This is a genomic window from Kribbella jiaozuonensis, from assembly GCF_005233875.1.
GTDB lineage: Bacteria > Actinomycetota > Actinomycetes > Propionibacteriales > Kribbellaceae > Kribbella > Kribbella jiaozuonensis.
On record NZ_SZPZ01000004.1, the window covers coordinates 920860 to 939741 of the forward strand.

Annotated in this window: 18 protein-coding genes; 6 read left to right on the forward strand and 12 right to left on the reverse strand. The window is 67.3% G+C overall.

Translation table 11 applies throughout. The annotated features are described in order from the left end of the window. Positions 1-24: 24 nt before the first annotated feature. A complete protein-coding gene (locus FDA38_RS30395; RefSeq protein ID WP_137257527.1) occupies positions 25-2733 on the reverse strand; it encodes a preprotein translocase subunit SecA in 2709 nt (902 codons plus the stop codon). Between the two features lie 45 nt (positions 2734-2778). Further along, positions 2779-3570 (reverse strand): GNAT family N-acetyltransferase, encoded by a 792-nt coding sequence (locus tag FDA38_RS30400; protein ID WP_137257528.1) that lies wholly within the window; start codon positions 3568-3570, stop codon positions 2779-2781. Between the two features lie 106 nt (positions 3571-3676). Between FDA38_RS30400 and FDA38_RS30405 the strand changes: the two genes are divergently transcribed. Continuing rightward, entirely contained in the window at positions 3677-4276 is a 600-nt protein-coding gene (locus FDA38_RS30405; protein ID WP_137257529.1) for an AMIN-like domain-containing (lipo)protein, read from the forward strand. 69 nt (positions 4277-4345) lie between these two features. On the opposite strand, the gene FDA38_RS30410 is transcribed toward FDA38_RS30405, so the two are convergent. Beyond that, entirely contained in the window at positions 4346-6364 is a 2019-nt protein-coding gene (locus FDA38_RS30410; protein WP_137257530.1) for a GxGYxYP domain-containing protein, read from the reverse strand. A gap of 577 nt (positions 6365-6941) precedes the next feature. Here FDA38_RS30410 and FDA38_RS30415 point away from each other — a divergent pair. Then, positions 6942-7652: a prolyl oligopeptidase family serine peptidase gene (locus tag FDA38_RS30415; protein ID WP_325053125.1), complete on the forward strand. Its 711-nt coding sequence runs from the start codon at positions 6942-6944 to the stop codon at positions 7650-7652. A gap of 27 nt (positions 7653-7679) precedes the next feature. Beyond that, complete coding sequence (locus FDA38_RS30420; RefSeq protein ID WP_137257532.1) at positions 7680-8258, forward strand: dihydrofolate reductase family protein; 579 nt, start codon at positions 7680-7682, stop codon at positions 8256-8258. Positions 8259-8293: 35 nt separating this feature from the next. On the opposite strand, the gene FDA38_RS30425 is transcribed toward FDA38_RS30420, so the two are convergent. The 3 genes from FDA38_RS30425 to FDA38_RS30435 all read right to left on the reverse strand — a co-directional run bounded on the left by FDA38_RS30425 (position 8294) and on the right by FDA38_RS30435 (position 11940). Further along, entirely contained in the window at positions 8294-10138 is a 1845-nt protein-coding gene (locus tag FDA38_RS30425) for an SIR2 family protein (protein ID WP_170989925.1), read from the reverse strand. A gap of 236 nt (positions 10139-10374) precedes the next feature. Then, positions 10375-11316 carry an NAD-dependent epimerase/dehydratase family protein gene (locus FDA38_RS30430; protein WP_170989926.1) on the reverse strand — a complete coding sequence of 314 codons (942 nt, stop codon included), beginning with the start codon at positions 11314-11316 and terminating at the stop codon, positions 10375-10377. Positions 11317-11439: 123 nt separating this feature from the next. Continuing rightward, positions 11440-11940: a hypothetical protein gene (locus FDA38_RS30435; protein WP_137257535.1), complete on the reverse strand. Its 501-nt coding sequence runs from the start codon at positions 11938-11940 to the stop codon at positions 11440-11442. A 97-nt stretch (positions 11941-12037) separates the two neighbouring features. On the opposite strand from FDA38_RS30435, the gene FDA38_RS30440 reads away from it, so the two are divergent. The 3 genes from FDA38_RS30440 to FDA38_RS30450 are packed head-to-tail and all read left to right on the forward strand — an operon-like array spanning position 12038 to position 14579. Next, complete coding sequence (locus FDA38_RS30440) at positions 12038-12781, forward strand: class I SAM-dependent methyltransferase (protein ID WP_170989927.1); 744 nt, start codon at positions 12038-12040, stop codon at positions 12779-12781. Positions 12782-12804: 23 nt separating this feature from the next. Then, complete coding sequence (locus tag FDA38_RS30445) at positions 12805-13428, forward strand: hypothetical protein (RefSeq protein WP_137257537.1); 624 nt, start codon at positions 12805-12807, stop codon at positions 13426-13428. Continuing rightward, a complete protein-coding gene (locus tag FDA38_RS30450; RefSeq protein WP_137257538.1) occupies positions 13425-14579 on the forward strand; it encodes a PrsW family intramembrane metalloprotease in 1155 nt (384 codons plus the stop codon). Before FDA38_RS30445 ends, FDA38_RS30450 begins: the two co-directional genes overlap by 4 nt. Positions 14580-14752: 173 nt before the next feature. On the opposite strand, the gene FDA38_RS30455 is transcribed toward FDA38_RS30450, so the two are convergent. From FDA38_RS30455 to FDA38_RS30480, 6 genes are all read right to left on the reverse strand, one after another. After that, a complete protein-coding gene (locus FDA38_RS30455; RefSeq protein ID WP_137257539.1) occupies positions 14753-15106 on the reverse strand; it encodes a GntR family transcriptional regulator in 354 nt (117 codons plus the stop codon). Further along, positions 15103-15981 carry a hypothetical protein gene (locus tag FDA38_RS30460; RefSeq protein ID WP_137257540.1) on the reverse strand — a complete coding sequence of 293 codons (879 nt, stop codon included), beginning with the start codon at positions 15979-15981 and terminating at the stop codon, positions 15103-15105. Before FDA38_RS30460 ends, FDA38_RS30455 begins: the two co-directional genes overlap by 4 nt. Before the next feature lie 70 nt (positions 15982-16051). Beyond that, complete coding sequence (locus FDA38_RS30465; protein ID WP_137257541.1) at positions 16052-16480, reverse strand: VOC family protein; 429 nt, start codon at positions 16478-16480, stop codon at positions 16052-16054. A gap of 30 nt (positions 16481-16510) precedes the next feature. Next, a complete protein-coding gene (locus tag FDA38_RS30470) occupies positions 16511-16939 on the reverse strand; it encodes a helix-turn-helix domain-containing protein (protein ID WP_137257542.1) in 429 nt (142 codons plus the stop codon). 28 nt (positions 16940-16967) lie between these two features. Beyond that, positions 16968-17963 (reverse strand): alpha/beta fold hydrolase, encoded by a 996-nt coding sequence (locus FDA38_RS30475; RefSeq protein ID WP_137257543.1) that lies wholly within the window; start codon positions 17961-17963, stop codon positions 16968-16970. After that, entirely contained in the window at positions 17960-18880 is a 921-nt protein-coding gene (locus FDA38_RS30480) for an acetamidase/formamidase family protein (protein WP_137257544.1), read from the reverse strand. The genes FDA38_RS30475 and FDA38_RS30480 overlap by 4 nt, the downstream gene beginning before the upstream one ends. Positions 18881-18882: the final 2 nt, after the last annotated feature.

Consider the following 18882-nt stretch of genomic DNA (forward strand, 5'->3'; position numbering starts at 1 on the left):
GCTGTACGCGCCTAGACCAAAGTCTTAGTCCTTCTTCCGGGACTTCTCGTCATCGGGGCCGAGCTCCTCGGAGAGCTCGTCCTCCGCAGCCGTCTCGCGGAGCTCCTCCGGCAGCTCGCCGTCGACGTCCCGCAGTTCCTCCGGGAGGTCCTCCTCGTCGAACTCCTCGGGCAGGATCTCCTCCGCCTCCACGGCCGACTCGGGCTTGATCGCGTTGCGGAGGCGGCCGAGGATCCGGTCCGCCTCGGTGCCGAACGGGTTGTCGTTGACCAGGTACGTCCAGGTCGCGGTCGGCCGCGGGATCCCGCTGGCCTCCTCGTCGAGGCCCTCGGCCGTGATCTCCGCCGTACCGAACGTCTCGGCCGCGTCCTTCCAGGCGTCCTCGATCAGCGTGTCGAACGACGCGATCGCCGACTTGTTGAACTCGTCGATCGGCTTCAGGTGCACGATGCCGCCGGCCAGCGACCGCAGGTGGATGCCCTCGCGCAGGTCGGCCAGGTACGCCAGGTGGTCGGTCCAGCGCCGGTCCAGATGACCCAGCGCGATCCGTCGCGCGGCGGCGTTCACCACGTCCTCGCCGACCTTGTCGACCAGTTCGTCGTACCGCTCCTTGGCCCGCTCGGCGAGCTCGGTCGCGGCCAGGTCCTCGGTCAGCACCTTCTCGCGGGTCTCGAGCAGGATCGCCCGCTGCTGCCCGGTGAGCCGGTTGTACTGCCAGGTGGTCCGGTGCAGCTCGGCGTTCGCACCGTCGGCGACGCGCTGCGCGTGCTCGAGCATCGCGATCGACTTGCGGTCGGTCAGCCGCCCGGTGTCGTCCGGGTGCGGCCGCAGACCGGACGAAACGGAGTACCGCGTGACGAGCTCGTCGGCGAGCGAGGCGAAGAACAGCGTCCCGCCCGGGTCGCCCTGACGGCCGGCGCGACCACGCAACTGGTCGTCGAGCCGTCGCGAGGCGTGCAGACCGGTGCCGATCACGTACAGGCCACCGAGCTCGATGGCCTTCTCCTTGTCGTGCGACTCGTCCCGGCCGCCCAGCCGGATGTCCGTACCGCGGCCGGCCATCTGCGTCGAGACCGTGACCGTTCCCGGTACACCGGCCTCGGCGATGATCGCGGCCTCTTCGGCGTCGTTCTTCGCGTTCAGTACGACGTGCTCGATCTCGGCCGCCTCGAGCTTGTCGCTGAGCTGCTCGGACTCCTCGACACTGTGCGTGCCGATCAGGATCGGCCGGCCGGACTCGTGGACGACGCCGATGTGCTTGACCAGCGCTTCGTTCTTCTGCTCGACCGTCAGGTACAGGCGGTCGGGGTCGTCCTTGCGGATGTTCGGGGTGTTCGGCGGTACGACGGCGACGTCTACCTCGTAGAACTCCTGCAGAGACTCGCCGACGACGACCGCCGTACCGGTCATGCCGCAGAGCGTCTTGTACCGCTTGACCAGCGCCTGCACGGTGATGCTGTCGAGCACCTCACCGGAGTCGCTGACCGGAACGGCCTCCTTCGCCTCGACGGCAGCCTGCAGACCGTCGGGCCAGCGCTGCAGCTTCGCGACCCGGCCGCGGTTGTTGTTGATCAGGCTGACCTTGCCGTCGCGGACCAGGTAGTCGACGTCTCTCCGCAGCAGTACTTCGGCGTGCAGCGCGACGTTGATCTGGGTCAACCGGTCCAGGTTCTCGTCCGCGTAGAGGTTGAACTCCTCGACCGGCGCCGGCTCCTCGACCTCCGCGTCATCGCTCTCGTCCGCAGCGTCGACCGTCTCCTCCTCGTCAGCCGCCTCGTCAGCCGCCTCGTCAGCCGCCTCGTCAGCCGCCTCGTCAGTCTCCGGCTCGGTCTCCGCCTCGTCGGTCGCCTCGTCGGTCGCCAGCTCCTCGGCCGCCCGCTCCTCGGCTGCCAGTTCTTCGGCCCTCGCGCCGAGGGCCTTCTCGACCTTGTCGGTACCACGGTCCGTCAGCGCGACCGTCCGGCCGTCGCCGTCGATCTCGTAGTCCAGGCCCGCACGCAGCGTCCGGACCAGCTGGACCACGTCGTCGTCCAGCGCCTCGGACCGGGTCGCACCGGCCAGCACCATCGGCACCCGGGCCTCGTCGATCAGCACCGAGTCCGCCTCGTCCACCAATGCCACATCCGCGTCCACGGTGACCCGGTCGTCGACATCGGTGACGAGACGATCCCGCAGTACGTCGAACCCGATCTCGTTCACCGGCACATAGCAGACCTCAGCCTGGTACGCCTCCCGGCGCTCCTCCGGCGTAGACACCTGCCCGACATGCGACACAGCCACACCAAGCAGCTCGTACACCGGGCCCATCCACTCGGCGTCACGCTTGGCCAGATAGTCGTTCACCGCCAGCACATGCACCTTGCGGCCGCCGATCGCATACCCGGCGGCAGCGATCGCACCGGCCAGCGTCTTGCCCTCACCGGTCGCCATCTCGACGACCCGGCCCTGCAGCATCGCCAGCGCGCCGACGACCTGGCCGTCGAACGCCCGCTCCCCCAGCGCCCGCTTACCCGCGTCCCGGGCCAGCGCAAGGAACTCGATCTGCTCGTCCTCGTGCAGTCCACCGGTCGTCCGCAGCTCCGCGGCCGCCTCGGTGAGCTCTTCATCGGTCAGGGAAACGACCGACTCCTCCGCCTCGCCGACCAGCTGGGTGAGCCGTTCGTACGGGCCGAGATCGATCGAGCCGGGGCGCTGCAGCAGCCGGCGGAAGCGAGAAGCGATTTTCAGGGCCATGATGCAGGCAACGTACAGCGTCCGGCGGTCGTTCCGCAGGTCAGGTCAGGGTGTCCACTCGTAGGGTGTCGTGGTTGTAACAGCGTGGAGTCCGAGCTTCTGCAGGATCGGGCGGGAGTCCTCGGAGGCGTCGACGCGGAGGAACTCGTACCCGCGGTCCTTGGCCAGCCGGGCGCGGTGGACGAGCAGTGCACTGTAGAGCCCTTGCCGGCGCCACTCCGGGAGCGTGCCGCCGCCCCACAGGCTGGCGAACCCGGTCCCGGGATGGAACCGGATCCACGCCGCCGACACGGCCGGACCCTGCTTCAGCACGTCCTCGACCAAGAAGACAGACAACCGGTCCGGGAACATCCGCGCCTCGCCCTGCAACTGCTCCACGATCCGCGCCAGCCCACTGTCCCAGAGCGTGTCCGTCAGTACGGCGATCCGGTGGAAGTCGTCCGGTCCGTCGGCCTCCCGCAGCCGCACCTTCGACGGCAGCGCCGACGGCCGCTCGAGGATCCGGTCCACCTCGCCGAGGATCAGCGTCTCCGGCTCCTCCTTGCTGAAGCCGGCCCGGACGAGGCGGTCCCCCAGATCGGCCGGCTCGTCGTACGCGTAGGTCTTCCACTCGAACGGCAGCCCGCGCTCGCGGAAGAACGCCAGCTCCTGCTCGATCACCGCGTCCGGGTCGTCCCCCAGTCCGCGCGGCGTCTCGACGAAACCGGCTCCGTCGGGACCTTCGACGTACGAGCGATGCACCGGCCCCTCGTGCTCCTGTTTCCATCCGGGGATCGCGTCCGCGTCGGGCAACCGGATCCGGCGGTGGAACACGTCGAGCAGCTCGTCAGGGGTCATCTGCACATCGTGCCCGATCGGCTACCTGAAATCACCGGGATAAAAAGCAAACCAGTTCGCAACTGGTGTCGTCCAAGTAAGTGTCCTCACAAGGGGGGAACACATCATGAACATCCACCACATCACACCCAAGACGATCTTCGCCGCACTCGCGGTGATGGCAGTCCCCGCGGCCGCGTTCGCCGCACCGACCCTGACCGGATCTTCCGCCCCCCGAACCACCTCGACCACCGCCGTCGCCATCGCGTCCTGCCCGGGCGGCTGGGGATCGTTGCCCGAGGCAAACAGCCGGATGACGCAGGCGCCGGTGACCGCTGTCCGCACCGGACGGCATGGCTGCTTCGACCGGATCGTCGTCGACATCCGCGGTCGTGCCCCGGGGTACGACGTTCGGTACGTGAAGAACGTCTTCACCGACGGTGCCGGCCATCTCGTCCCGCTGCGCGGTGGGGCGAAACTCCAGGTCGTCGTCCGCGCCCCGGCGTACAGCTCGACCGGCGCGGCGACGTACTCGCCGAAGAACGCCAAGGAGCTGACCAACGTCGCCGGTTACAGCACGTTCCGCCAAGTCGCTTACGCAGGCACGTTCGAGGGACAGACGACGATCGGGCTGGGCGTCCGCGCGCGGCTTCCGTTCCGGGTCTTCACATTGGCCGGGCCGGGATCGAACACCCGCTTGGTGATCGACGTCGCGCACCACTGGTAAGCCCCGCCCCGCGGTCGCCCGGTTCCTCACCCCGGGCGACCGCTTACGCGTTCTACGGCGTCGGGTCTTCTACAGCGTCCGGTTGAGCAGGTCGTAGAAGGAGTTGCCGAGGAGCAGTTCGTACGGATCGGTCAGTAGCGGTCCGAGTTCGGCCATGTCGGACGGCGTCCACGACCACGCACCGATGAGGCCGGAGATGAACAGCGGGCTCGAGCCGTCCCAGCTCGAGATCCGCTGGTCCAGCGCGGCTTTGAACTCGGCCGCCTTGCCGGGTGCGCCCCAGCCGCCCGTGATGGGGATGCCACCGTGGCGCACGGTCAGCGTGTCGCCGTCCCAGGTCTGCATGATCCCCTTGGTCGGCGTGTAATCGGCGTACCCCTTGGCGATCTCCTCCGAGAGCTGCACCCACGTGCCGTCCTGCCGGCCGCTGTACGCGTACACGACCTCCAGGGCGGTACGGCGCATGAAGTCGCCGGTCATCTTGAGGTACTTCGTGAGCTCGGCCGAGGTCCACGAGGCCGGATACGTGTAGCCGCCGCCGGACGGGCCGCAGACCAGGTAGTCGTTAGCGGTCGCGGTGCGCTGGTAGTGGCTGTAGATGTTCGGACCGGCCTCGGCTAGCAGCGGGCTGATCGTCCAGTTGGTCGGCACCTCGCCGCGCTTCGGGTCGTCCCAGATGTCGCGCAGCCGGCGCTGGCAGTACTGGATGTTGTCGCCTTCGCCGAACGTAAGCGTCAGGTAGACCTTGTTCTTGGCCTTGCTGACCCGACGTACCGGCCTGGGCTTGCTGGAGATCGGCGCTGCCGTGCCGGCGTGGACGGTGCCGTTCATGTAGAAGTCGGCCGCGACGACCGGCGAGCCGCCCTTGCTCGCGAGGTCGACGCCGTCCCATTCGCCGGAGACGTCGTTCGCGAACCAGCCCATGTACGGCGCGAGCGTGGGCCACTTGGCGTAGTGCTCGATGAGCAGGTCGCCCGTCGCCCCGCCGGGTGGTAGCCAGCTCACCAGGGCCTTGGTGGCAACCACGTAGTCGCGGAAGTACGGGAACGGCTCGACGCGGGTCGGCGACGTGTCCGTGGCGCTGACGAGGTACTGGTTCCACATCTCCACGGTGACGACGAGGGACGTCGTACCCGCCGGTGGTTCGAAGCGGTAGATCCAGTAGTTGCCGCCGTCCGCGAAGCGGTTGGCCTCGCCACCGATCGACGAGTGCGAGCCGTCGAACAGGTATGGCGCCTCTTCCGGCGTGTTCGGCTCGAACCGGGCGAACTCGGTGCCGTTCGCCGTCACCACCACGTGGCGCACCGACGCGCCCCAGCCATCGTCGGAGAACGAGTCCGCGAACCTTACATACACGGCCTCCTTGCCGAGTTTGGCCGAGACGTCCAGGTTGTACGTACCGCGGTTCGACGAGTCACGGATCTGCTGCGTCTCGCGGGCGATCTCCTGCCAGACCACGCCTTCGACGTCGACCACCCGGGTCGGCGGCAGGCCGGCGAGCAGCTGCTTGGTGACGCGCGGGAACAGGTTGTCGAGCTGCCACCGGTAGGTCTTCACCACGTCGTCGTCGAACATCCCGCGCAGATCCTTGACGATCTTCAACCCGTGTGCCTTCGCCTGATCCGCGTCCGCTACGACGGCGTTCTCCAGGCCGGCGAGAGTTGTCGCGATGTTGAGCGAGTCGGGTACGGCGGGGTCGTGGACGATCGCGCCGCGGACGTGACTGCGGTACTTCGCGACCAGGTCCAACGGGTTCTTGTACAACCTGGTCGGCAGGTGCAGGTCGGTCAGCCATTTGGCGTCCGGCACGCTCTGCGTTCCCGTGTCGTAGATGAAGTACAACTCCGGCTCTTTGCGGTTGACGATGCCTTGCAACGTTGTCAGCAAGGTCTGGTCTCCCCCACTGAGTTTGCTGACGTCGCCGTAATCCAGGTGTTTCGGGCGGTTGAACACCGGCAGCAGCCGGGCAGGGCTGCCGGACGTCGATGAAACCACAGCCTGCGCCGAGGAAGTCAGCCCCGGGACGAGCCCGAGACCCCCCACCGTCACCGCACCGCTGCCCGCCAGGAACGCTCGTCTCGAAACCATCGTGACCACTCCCTGAGGTTGACATCGATGTCAAATCAGGCCGGACAGTAGCAACGCCGGGACGGTGTGTACATAGCTCGTCACACGCTTCGGCGAAGAAACTGGAATCGTTTCCGGCTGAGGGGTGTTTGGACGGGCGGAGGTCTGCCCCCGCGTGCTACGCAGACGCTTTCTTCGTCGCTCCGCTCCTCAGCGCACCTGCTCCACACGCTCCCACCCACCCCCGGCTCAGCGCCGTGCATCCCTTTCCGGCTATCGCCGGACCGTGCCGGCTATCGCCGGAACTTGCGGGCTACCGCCCGCGGTCGACTACCCGGGCCTGGCGCGGTCGCTCGTAGCAACTGTTCCGCCGGGAGCCGTGGACGTGCCACACGTGCGGCTGGACCGTGCTGGTGGCGACTGCGTCCCGCCCCGTGTACACGACCTCCGCTCTGGATCTGGTTGCTGGCCTGGTGCGACGGTTCGGTTTGTGAGTGAGTTTGGGTCGGATCTCGGTTACCTCCTGGATGTTCCGTATGCGCGGCCCGGTGGGGTTGAGCTTTGTTTGGATGTGGTTTCGTCGTTGCCGTCTGCTGCAGTGCCTGTTGTGGTGCGGGTTGATGGGTGTCCTGGGTGGGGGCCTGGGGATCGGCGGGCGGCGATGGCCCCGTTTGTTAATCCGGCTATGGCTCGGGCGGGATTTGTGGCGGTTGGGATCTCGGTGCGGGAGAGCGGGCAGGCGGTGTTTCCGGCGCAGTTGGACGACGTACAGGCAGCTGTGCGATGGCTGCGGCGTAACCCGCTCGGGTTGCCGATCGATCCTGGCCGGATCGGCATCTGGGGACAGTCAGCCGGTGGGCACCTGGCTGCTATGGCGGGTCTCAGCGGCTCGGCGGATGCCGGCGTACAGGCAGTTGTGACGATCGGCGGACCAAGCGATCTCACGCGACAGGGTGGTGAGATGCGGATCGATCGGCCATCGCCGGTTACTGCGTTGGTAGGCGGCGATACGAGCCGGTTACGCGCGGCGAGTCCGGTCGCGCACGTTCGGGCCGGCGCGCCGCCGTACCTCATCATCCACGGGACCTCCGACGAGACAGTCCCTTACGAACAAGCCGAACTGCTCCACCACGCCTTGCGTGCCGTGGGAACGGACAGTCGGCTGCTCCCGATCGCAGGCGGACACCACAACCTCCTCCCAGATCCGGACGCGCCGTACGACGGGCAGGTCTGGTACGACGTTGCCGACGAGGTCGCGCGGTTCTTCAAACATCAACTGGGTGTCGAATCGGGAACCGGTGATTCGTAGGAGGGGTAAACGACGAAGGAGAACAGCATGACTGCGAGCTACACGTTCGACGTGTTTTCGACCCTCGACGGGTTCGGCGCGCACGACGGTGACTGGGGTGGCTACTGGGGCAAGCAGGGGCCCGAGCTGCTCGAGCATCGGGCGGCGATCTATCGGGAGCCTGCGCGGATGGTGTTCGGCGCGAACATGTACCGGACCCACTCGGCGATCATCGCCGCGAGCCCGCCGGGATCTGAGTCGTACGACGAGTGGGTGACCCGGATGATGAATCTGCCGGCGACGATCGTGTCGAGCACGCTGGAAGCGCCGCTCGACTGGCCGGACGGGAGTATCGCCAGCGGCGACGCCGCTGAGATCGTTGCCCGGCTCAAGCAGGAATCCGACGTACCGCTGCGCTCCCACGGCAGCCTCTCCCTCAACCGCGCGCTGCTCAAGGCCGGCCTGGTCGACCGCATCCAGGTCACGCTCTTCCCCGTGATCTGCGGCCGGACCGGAATCGATCCGATCTTCCACGGCGCAGCCGACTTCGACCTCGACCTACTCGAAACCCGAACCTTCGACGGCCACACCCAAGAGCTCATCTACCGCCCGAGTCTGCATGCATAGCGTCGATCGTCGGTCAACCAGGCCGCACCTTGCAGTCACCCGGCCGAGGCGAGGAGGCTTCGTGCGACGCCGATCGCGAGTCCAGCCGCGCGCCGGTGGAACTTCTTCCAGAAGACCGCGTAGACCTGCTCGACTGCCTGCGCGATCGGCTCGTCCAAGGGGATACGCCCGCACTTGTCCTGCAGCCATTCGCACAGAACCGGTACGAGGCGCCCGTCGTCCACGCCTGGTGCTTGGTCGCTGTATGCCGCGATCAGGCCGATGATGACTGCCCAGGTCGCCGTCGGCTCCGGACGCCCGGCGCTCATTTCGGTCATCCGGCGGTACGCGGCGATGAGATAGCCCTCCGCCTGATCTGCCGGGATGAAGAAGGATGCGAGCACGATCGCACCGACCTCGCGCCGGGTCGAACCGACTACCCGAGCGAGTTCCCGCACGTGATCGCATTGACCGAAAAGATCTGCGCGGAGACTGTTGGGCCAGTCCCTCATCGTCGGTGGACGTCCCTGATCGCCTGTGCTTCGAGCAGCGGTCTCGTTCTTGATACGGATCTCGACCAGGTCAAGGGCAACTTTTGCTTCGATGCCCTCCCAGTAGGCCCTCTGCACCTGGGCCAGCAACTTGGGCGACGCCGGGGGTGCCCACACCTGCTTGGCCAGCCGCGCTCGCTTCGCAGTGATGCTGCTCCCACCGGTGCGGCCGAGGTCAGACAGGCGGTTCCGCCAGTCCTCTACGACAGGGCCATACGGGGCGCGATTCATCACCTCATGGGCACCGATGGCGAACTGGAGCAACGCCCGGCTGGTCGGTGCGATTGACTTGCTCCGCCAGGACAGCGCCGCCTGCAGTTCATCGCTGTTCCACAACTCACTCTGGGTACTCGGCGCAAAGGACGACCAGTGCCTGGCGATGTCGGTCCACAGCGACCTGCGGGTCTCAGATCTCTCCGATATGGGGAGCCAGAACCAGAGAAAGTGCCGGAGATGGCTCTCGATCCGCGCGCAAGCCAGCCACAGTTCTGGGTCGATGGTGCGGCCGCGGCAAGCTCGCCGGATGGAGGACACCGTGGCCTGCCAATTCGGCGTGCCTTCCGGCATCTGCGCGAACCAGCTCGACTGCTGCCGCGATTCGTAGTCTCCGACTTCTTCCAACCAGGAGGCGATCTCTTCGAGCGGCGAGGCCGCTGTTGGTGTTCGGCGTCCGACCGCCAGATCGGCGATCGAATCAAGGATCTGGGAGACCTCGGTGTGCTGCGTGTAGTACAGCGGCCGAACCCCGTACGACGCGGTCAGAGCGCGTTGCTCCCACCAGTCACGCGTCGTACCTGTCTGCGGAAGCGTCGCGTAATGCATGGGCCGGGCGATCGGCAACTTTCGCCGGGCAGTCGCGGCAGCGTCTCGCAGGGCAACATCGTTCCATGAGACGCCGATGGACAGGACGACATGGTCCTCGAACAGTCTTGCCAAAATTGCCCGGTACGGAGAGTCGGAGCTGAGCGCCGCATCATAGGTCGACCTGGAGAGGACGACCGGCTCACCGACGACGCCGTCGAACGGGATCGCGCCGTGGAGCCGCAGGACATTGACCTGCTTCTGCGGCGGCTGGAACAGCTGTCCCAGTGGCCAGGCCGACAGTTCGGTCCGCTCGATCACCCGTACGCCGAAGTCGGACGGCAGGTTGCTTCGCAGTACGTCGATGAGGTCATCTGTGTAGTTCAGCGAAATGATCAGACCGACACCGCCGGCAACGAGCCGCGTGATCGCCTTGGCAAGAGCTGTCGCCGCTGCTGCTTCACCCGGAATAGCCGGGATGGCCTTCCGGATGCCGTCGATATAGCCGACGGGACCCAGCGTGATCCGAAGGGCCTCTGCCGACTCCATCGGCCACTGGCTGGAGACTGACTTGAGCCGCGACCTGTCGACGTGCGCATCGCCGGCCTTCGCGACATCGCTGAGCAGAGCCGTCCATCCGGGTCGGTTGTTCAGCGATTGGTCGACCCCTGCACCGATCAGAAGCACGAGTCGAGCTGCCTGCGCACCCACCTCGGCGGCCGTAGCGACCTCGCTCACCGAACGTCGGCCATGCGGCGTGACCAGCCATGCCGGAGTTCCCGGCATCAGTGCGTCCCGGTATTCGGGGCGAGCCGCTCTCCGTATCGGAAGGCATCGGACAAGGCCATAGCCGCCGTCTCTATCGCCGCCGCCACCCTGCTCTCCGGCTTCCAGCCGAAGCCCTGCAGCGTTGACGAATCCATGGCGTAGGACCTGTCCTCGACGATCCGGTCGGCGACATAAGTGAGTTTCGGCGGAAGCCCGAGCACCGATGCGATCAAGTCGATCACCTGCAGTACCGACAGTTGGACACCCGAGGTGGCTTGATAGACACCGACTGGGAGCTCACGGTGGACAGCAAGCATCAACGCCGCGCAGAGGTCTTCGACTGCCATCCACTCGCGGACCTGTTCACCCGACCCGAAGACCGGAACCGGATCTCCTCCCAGGAGACTCGACACGGCTACCGGAATGAGCTTCTGTGCCCGCTGGCGACCGCCGACCAGGTTGCAGGAACGCATGATCACGAGATCCAGACCGTAGGTGTCCCGGTAACACCCCAGGATCGTCTCTGCGCAGGCCTTGGACGCGGCATACGGCTGCGTGGGGCGTGCCGGCTCGCTCTCCCCCAGGGGTGCGAAGGATTCGCCGAGAACCTCGTCGGAGGACATGTAAACGAGCCTGGATCGCGGGTTACGTCTGAGCCACTCGGCCGCATCGACAGCGATGGCAATGTTGGTCTCGAAGGCACGTCTCGGATCGGCGAGAGCCTCGTCGACGTTGGTTTCGCCGGCCAGGACGATGGCCACATCGACTTCACGGTCAGGGAGATTCGCAAGGCTGTCCGTCTGCGAGGTCTCGATCCGCTCCCGGAAGGCCTCGATATCGGACGTGTCGACGGGACGCTTGTCCGTCAGGATGAGTGGTGCCGTGGTGTTCGCCACGAGCATCGGGATCAGGCTGGACCCGACGAAGCCGGCGGCGCCGTGGACAAGGATGGCCGACAAGCTGGCTGGCTCCTTCTCTGAACGCAGATGAGGGTCCTCATCATCGCTGCGACAGCGACCAGGGACAAGGGTCGCACCGAGAACGCCCCGGCCGGGCGGACCACATACGCAGCGTCCGGCGGGTCAGCTACGGCGGCGGAAGCGGGACCTGAACTTGCCGTCGTACTCGAGGTGCATGTAGCCCGAGGAATGGACGCCGACGGCGAAGAAGCCGACGAGGACGAAGACGATCCCGGCGACCATCGAGATGTGCCAGAAGGCGGCCGCGATGCCCACGAAGGCCGAGCCCTGGGCGATCGCCTTCGCGACCGCGACGAGGCCGGACCTGGTCACCCGGCGGCGGAACTCCTCCTGCCGGTTCAGGACGAGGAGCGCGGCGAGCAGCGGGATCGAGACGGCAAACGCGATCACGCAGATCTTCGCCGGCAGGTCGAGCGGGGACGAGGTCAGGAACGGTTGTACGACGACCAGGCCGGCCGCGGCCAGTCCGCCGTAGATCAGGTTCGACTGCCGGATCCACTCCTCCTGGGAGGCCGGGTCGGAGGTGGCGTCCTCGACTTCCTGCTGGATGCGTTCGGCTTCCGCCTCGGCGTCCGCGCGGTGGGTCTGCTCCGCCTCGTCCATCAGCCATCCTCCCGTCGGTCGCTGCCGTCGTCGGAATTGGGTGGTCAGGCGGACGACAGCGAGCCATAGTAAGCGCTCGACGACGGTGGAGGTCCGCGTGAGGTACTACTACGCCGAGCACGAGGCGGCGTACCAGCGCCTCGTGCAGCAGGGCCTGACCCAGTGGAGCGACCTCTTCGGGGAGACCGACGAGTACGACGTCTTCCCGAACCGCCCGTTCCTCGAGCGCGTGCTCCCGCAGCTGGATCTCCCGCCAGAGCCCGCCGTACTGGAATACGGCTGCGGCACCGGCCCCGCGGCATGCTTCCTGGCCGCACGAGGCTTCCGGGTCGACGCAATCGACCTCATCCCCGAGGCGATCACACTGGCCCGACGATTCGCCCGGCAGCGCGGCGTGGACGTCAACTTCAGCGTGCAGGACGTCTGCGCAATGGGTGCCGCCAGCAAGCAGTACGACGTCATCCTCGACAGCTACTGCCTCCAGTCCAGCGTCACGGACACCGACCGCGCCAGCCTGCTCGCCGCCGTACGCGACCGCCTGAAGAGCAGCGGCTACTACATCCTCTCCACCGCGATGTACGACCCGGACCGCATCTACGAAGACAACTTCCGGTACGACGCCACCACCGGCATCTGCTACCAGGCCGCCGATCCGGCCGACGACGCTTTCCAGCTCGACGGCACCTGGTACCTCCCCCACCGCCGCCACCTACAGCCCGCCGCCCTACGAGCCGAATTGGAGTCCGCTGGCCTCCACGTCCTCTCCCAACTGGGCGGCGACGTCATCTGCCGTCAGGGGACCTCGGGTCCGGCATCTTCGGGAGTCCGCGTCTTAGAGTGACTGCTACGGCTTAGGAGGGCGTGATGGTCGTGAGTACGCGGGAATGGGTGCCGGTCGAACACCGGTGGTTCGGGCTGGATCGGCGGACGTTCAAGGCTGGGTTCTCGGCGCTCGGGATCGCTCTCCTGCTGATCTACGGCTGGCAGGGGCTGAACGCGGCGATTCCGTGGCACAACGAGATCCGGGCCGGGCAGGTACTCGACCTGGGCGATGGTGCGACGGCGGTGCCGCCCGTTGGGTGGCAGCTCGAGCAGGGGACGCTTGTGGGCGGCGCGGGGGCGAGCGCGACCAGCCTGCAGGTGCTGCTGGCACAGGGCGGCGCGACGATCGAGTTGATCGGTACGGCGTTCGACGGCAGCGCGGACGCGTTCCTCGACCAGGTGCATCGGTCGCAAGGCAGTCCGCCGGGCGTTACCTCGGCGCGTGGCACGCTGACCACCGACTCGGGGCTGGTCGGGGTGGTCGAGAGCGGGAGCGGTCCGAGCGGCGATGGTGTCGACGTGGCGTTCAAGATGGGTACGGGTGATGCCGTCGACAGTGCGCCGGCGCTGCTGGTCCGGGTGCGTACGGCGTCCGGGCAGTTCGAGCGCTATCAGGAACAGGTCGGCACGATGTTGCGCAGCATCACCCCGGGAGCGGCGCGATGACCGCCGTACCGCAGGAGAAGGCCGCGCAGCTCGACGCGATCGAGGAGTCCGGCTGGGGTCAGCCGTACCGGTTCCTGCAGCCGCACAACGTCGCGTTCTGGGTCTATGTGCTGGGCGTCGGCGCCGGTGCGCTGACCATGCTGCGGGTGTTCGGGCCTGGAGCTCAGTTCTACACACCGGCACTCGCGGGAGGCGTCGTACTGTTCGGCCTCTACCTCATCCCCTGGCTGCTGCTCCTGCGGCACCACAACCGCTTCACCGCGCAGCCAGCTGGGTTGCTGGCGACCGGGTTCGTGTGGGGTGGCGTCGCCGCGACGTTCTGGATCGCGCTGCCTGCCAACGCTGCGCTGCTGGGGATCTGGGCCAAGGTCGGCGGTACGGACTTCGCGCAGGACTGGGGCGCCGGCCTGACCGCACCGATCAACGAGGAGTTCGCCAAGGGCATCGGGCTCGTGCTGTTGATCGGCCTGGCGCCGCGACTCATCCGCAGCGCGTACGACGGCTTCATCATCGGCGCGTTCATCGGCCTGGGTTTCCAGGTCTTCGAGGACATCCTGTACGTGTACAACGGCGCCACCCAGCAGTACGGCGTCGACCAGCTCGGCTCGTCCCTCCGCGTCTTCATCGTCCGCGGCGCCGCCGGGATCGTCTCGCACGCCCTGTTCAGCGCGATCTTCTGCGCCGGCCTGATGTGGGTCCTGGGCCGCACCCGCGGCGAGCGCAACGTCGTACGCGGCGTCCTCACCATGCTGATGGCAATGTTCTTCCACTTCGCCTGGGACGACATGGGAGGCCTCAGCAACGGCGGCGCCTGGGCCGGCATCCTCCCGTTCCTGATCGCAGCCGTAGAACTGACCGCCCTCTTCTACGTACTCCGCCACGCCGCCAAACACGAACGCACCTGGATCCGCGAACTCCTCACCCCCGAACTAGCCACCGGCGCTGTAGACCCACCCCTCCTTGACGCCGTCAGCGGCCTACGCAAAGACCGCAAGAAGTACCGCAAACACCTCCACAGCCGCCGCAAAGCCAACCACCGCCTAGAGGCCGCAAGCGACCTGGCCCAAGAGATCGCCCGAGCCAACGGCGAGGAGTCACCCGGGGTGATCCACACTCGCGCGGAACTGCTGCGCTTGCACAACAAGCCCTGAGGGCTGGGGATGCGCCTGCGCGACAGCCCAGGTGACAGCCCGCAAGCAGCCGACCCCGCAGCCGGCCAGCCAGCACATGCCCTGGGGGGCGGGCAGGTGCGGGCGGAGCAGCCGTGCCGAGGAGCGGAGCGACGAGAGACGGCTGCGGAGCGCGCGGGGGCTTACAAGCTGGTTTACCAGGCGCGGTGGAGGAGTTCGGTGGCTTCGGGGAGGGAGAGGTTGGCGCGGTGGGCGGCTCGGGCGAAGACGGTTGCTGCGGCTCGGGTTTCCTCGTCGTCTACCCGGCTGCGGGACGCCAGTACGAACGTCCCGTTCCGCCCGCGCGTCTCGACCAGCCGCTCCGCCTCCAGCTCCTTGTAAGCGCGAGCAACCGTGTTCACCGCCAACCCCAGATCCCCCGCCAACTGCCGAACGGTCGGCAGCCGAGTCCCCTGCGCCAGCTCTCCGGTCCGGATCAGTCCGTCGATCTGGTCCTTCACCTGCTCGTACGGCGGTTTCGCCCCCGCCGGATCAACCGAGATGATCATCCGGCAACTCGCTGCACCCGCTGCAACCCACGGCGGCTCGCGGCGACCATCAGCGCCGTACACCACATCGCCACCGACACCAGGAACAGCACGGTAGCGAGCGGCGAGACATACCCCGGTACGTCGGACGGCCACTCGAACGACATCGGCATCGCCGCACCGAGCAGCCACGCGACCGTCAGCACCGCCGAGCCGATGTCCCGCAGCGTCGTCGCCCGGAACGCCTCCTGCCACCGCAGCTCCGCCTCACGCCCGGACGGTTGATTCACCCGCAACGCCGTACGCATCAGCAGCAGCCCGATCGCCCACACCACCACCGCCGCCAGACCGCTCCCGATCAGGATCCACCCCCGCGCCGGACGGTCGTTCGTACCAAGCACGACCACCCCCAGCGCGACCCCCACCAACGGCAGTACGACGCACCCGTCGTAGATCGCGATCTCGACCGGACTCAGGTAATCGCTCAACTTCCGCGGCCGCAGCGCCGCCAGCCGAGGCCCGTCCGCGCGAGAGGCCCGAACGGTCCGATAGCCGTTGATCAATGTCGCAAACCCGCCGAAAGCAGCCGTTGCCGCCAGCAACCAGGTCAGCAGCCGGGCGTCCAGCGCCGTCCCCGGCACAAACCCGAGATCGATCCCCAGATGCACCAGTACGACGGCCGCCCCGGCCACGAGCACACCAGCCAGTACGCCGAGGATCAGGATCTCCTGCCGCCGCCGGTACCACTCGAGCGCCACCTCGACGAGGTCACGGTCCCCCGGCAGCCCACCTCGCACGACCCGCCGGTCGACCTCCCGCTGCGCCGCCTTCCGACGCTGCACCCACAGGACGACCGACACCGCCACCATCATGGCCACCAACCACAGCACGTCCACCGCGAACCACGCTCCCTCGAGGTCTTTGTATCAAATGTATTGATACAAAGACCGTAAGTCAACCGAGGGGTCACGCGAAGTCGGCCGCCGTGTACGCCTTCTGCTCGACCAACACGAGCCAGTTGCCCGAGTTGTCCCGCAGTACCGCCTCCACGCCGTACGGGCGGTCCGCCGGTTCCTGGATGTACTCGACGCCGCGAGCCGTCAGCTCGGCGAACGTCTTCCGGCAGTCGTCGGTCGCCAGCCCGACCCCGTGCATCGACCCCTTCGCCATGATCCGCCGGATCCACCCCGCGGACTCGTCGTCCATCGGCGGCCCAGGCAGCATCAGGGCCAACTCGAGCTCCGGGTGGTCGACCTGATGCACCGTGCACCAGCGAAAGTCTTCGCTCAGCGTGATGTCCTCACCGAGCTCGAACCCGAGCTTCTCGGTGTAGAACGCCTTCGCCGCGTCGATGTCGTCGACGTAGACCGTCACCAGGCTCACGTTCGTGATCACATTTCCTCCTCAAAGGTCATGTGTACGACGCTAAGCCCCGGACTCCTCCACCGGCTTCTCCGGAATTGCGGAGTTCAGTCCCAGCATGAACACGAAGCACCCCGGGATCCGCGCCCCGGTCTGCGTCCGCTGGTACGCCGTCGGCGTCATTCCCACCAACTCCGTGAACCGCTGCGAGAACGATCCCAGACTGCTGTACCCGACCAGCCCGCACACCTCGGTCACCGTCAGGTTCGTCGCCCGGAGCAGATCGGTCGCCCGCTCGATCCGCCGCCGGGTCACGTACTGCATCGGCGTCTCGCCGTACTCCGCCGCGAAACACCGCAGGAAGTGGTACTTCGAGACGCCCGCCGCCGTCGCCAACGCAACGAGATCCAGCGGCTCAGCATAGTTGCGATCGGCAACATCCCGAGCCCGCCGCAGGTGCGGCAGCAACTCCACCGGTACGACGATCGACACGCTTCGAGCCTAGCCGCCGCGGAGGAACTCAGGCATCCAGCCAGTCGCGTACCTGGCGGCGGAGGAAGTCGAGGTCCGCGGGGATGTCGCGAGGTGAGCCCGCCCGATGCCCCCAGATGCTGGGGATCTCCACCAGTCCGGCGTTCCGCAGCGAGGTCAGCTCCAGCTCGTTGTCCGCGGTCCGGAAGTAGAGGTCGGTGGCCGACGGCATCAACAGGACGCGGGCGGTGATCGCCCCGAGCGCTGCGGCCAGGTCGCCGTCGTACGACGTGCTGATGTCGGCGGCCAGCCACGTGAGCGCTTGCGCGTACTGGTCAGCGGCGGCGCCCTCGGCGAAGCGGTCCACCCAGTCGGTCTGCAGGAACGAGTCGAGGTCCGGCGCTCCCAGTACGGACTCGAACAAGCGCGCCCGGTAGAAGTCCTGGCTCAGCCCCCAGCCGGCGTACACGTGCGCAAACGCACGCTTGGCGGCAACCGGTTCAGCCGCGAACCGCCCGTTGCCGGCGTACTCGGGAGCTGCCTCGAGGATCCGCAACAGGCCCGACAGGAAGACCCGGTTGTGGAGCGAGGTCCGCGCGCTCCCACAGACGACGATCGCGCGCTCGACGAAGCCCGGATAGAGAGCTGCCCAGTGGTACGCCTGGCCGGCGCCCATCGAGAACCCGTACGCCGCGGCGAGTCGATCGACCGCGAACTGCTCGGTGATCAGCCGGTACTGCGCATGCACGTTGTCCGCCATCGTGACCAGCGACGGAAACTCCGGATCCGTCGACGCGCTCGACGAGAGCCCGTTGCTGAACATGTCCGGGATGACGATGAACCACCGCTCGGGATCCAGTACGCCGTCAGGCCCGATCAGCCACTCCTGCGTCTCGTGCGTCGCGCCGTAGCTGCACGGGTAGACGATCACGTTGTCGCGCGCCGGGGACAGCGTGCCGTAGGACTTCCAGGAGAGCTTGGCGTTACGGATGACGCCGCCGTTCTCGAGCTTCAGGTCGCCGAGTTCGAAGCTGCCGGCCGTCACGCGAGCACGCCGGCCGGGAGCAGGGCGTGGACGCCCCAGGTCTGGTTCGCGACCTGGGTGACGCGGAGATCGACGGCGGTGCTGGCAAGTGCCAGGGCGGTGCTCTTGCCCACGTCGAGGAGCGCCTGCATCCAGCGCACCATCGCGTCCAGCGCGTCGCCGGTCGCGACATTGAGATCGGCGTCGAACCCGAAGGTGATCCGGCCGTCCGGGCTCTCCGCGTGGATCGTCTCGATCGGGCGCGGATCGCGGACCAGGTCGACGGTCAGTGTCGTGGTCATCGGGCACTCGATCGCCGTACCGCCCACCTCACCGTCGCCCTGGGCGGCGTGGCCGTCGCCGAGGCTCAGCATCGCGTCTGCGACCGCGACCGGCAGGTAGAGCGTCGATCCCGCGACCAACGACTTGCAGTCGATGTTGCCGCCACCGACGGCTCGGGGCGGGATCGTCGAGTGCTCGCCGCTGCTCTCGGGTGCCACGCCGATGACGCCGAGGAACGGCGCGAGGTCACGGGTGAAGCCACCGTTGCAGCGACCGGTTCCACCGTCGGGATCAAGATCCCAGAGCAGCCAGGCGGGTTGATCGGTGACACCCAGTCGCTCGGTGATCGGGGACTTCAGCGCGCCTGCGACGGTCCAGCCCCAAGGGTCAGGGGTGAGGGACACCAACCGGATCGCGAGCACATCACCCGGCTGTGCGCCGCGGACGGCGATCGGCCCGGTCAGGCAGTGGCCGCGCGCCTGATCGAACATCTTCGGCTGCTGCTCACCAGGTGTTGTCTGCGGTGACAGGTAGCCCGAGGCATCCAGTGAATGGACCGTCAGCGTGTCGCCTGGATCGATCGTCAGCACCGGAGGCTGCTCGGCGCTGAACACGTCGACGGTGGTCTCGGGGGTTGCGTCCAGCTTGTGGATCATCG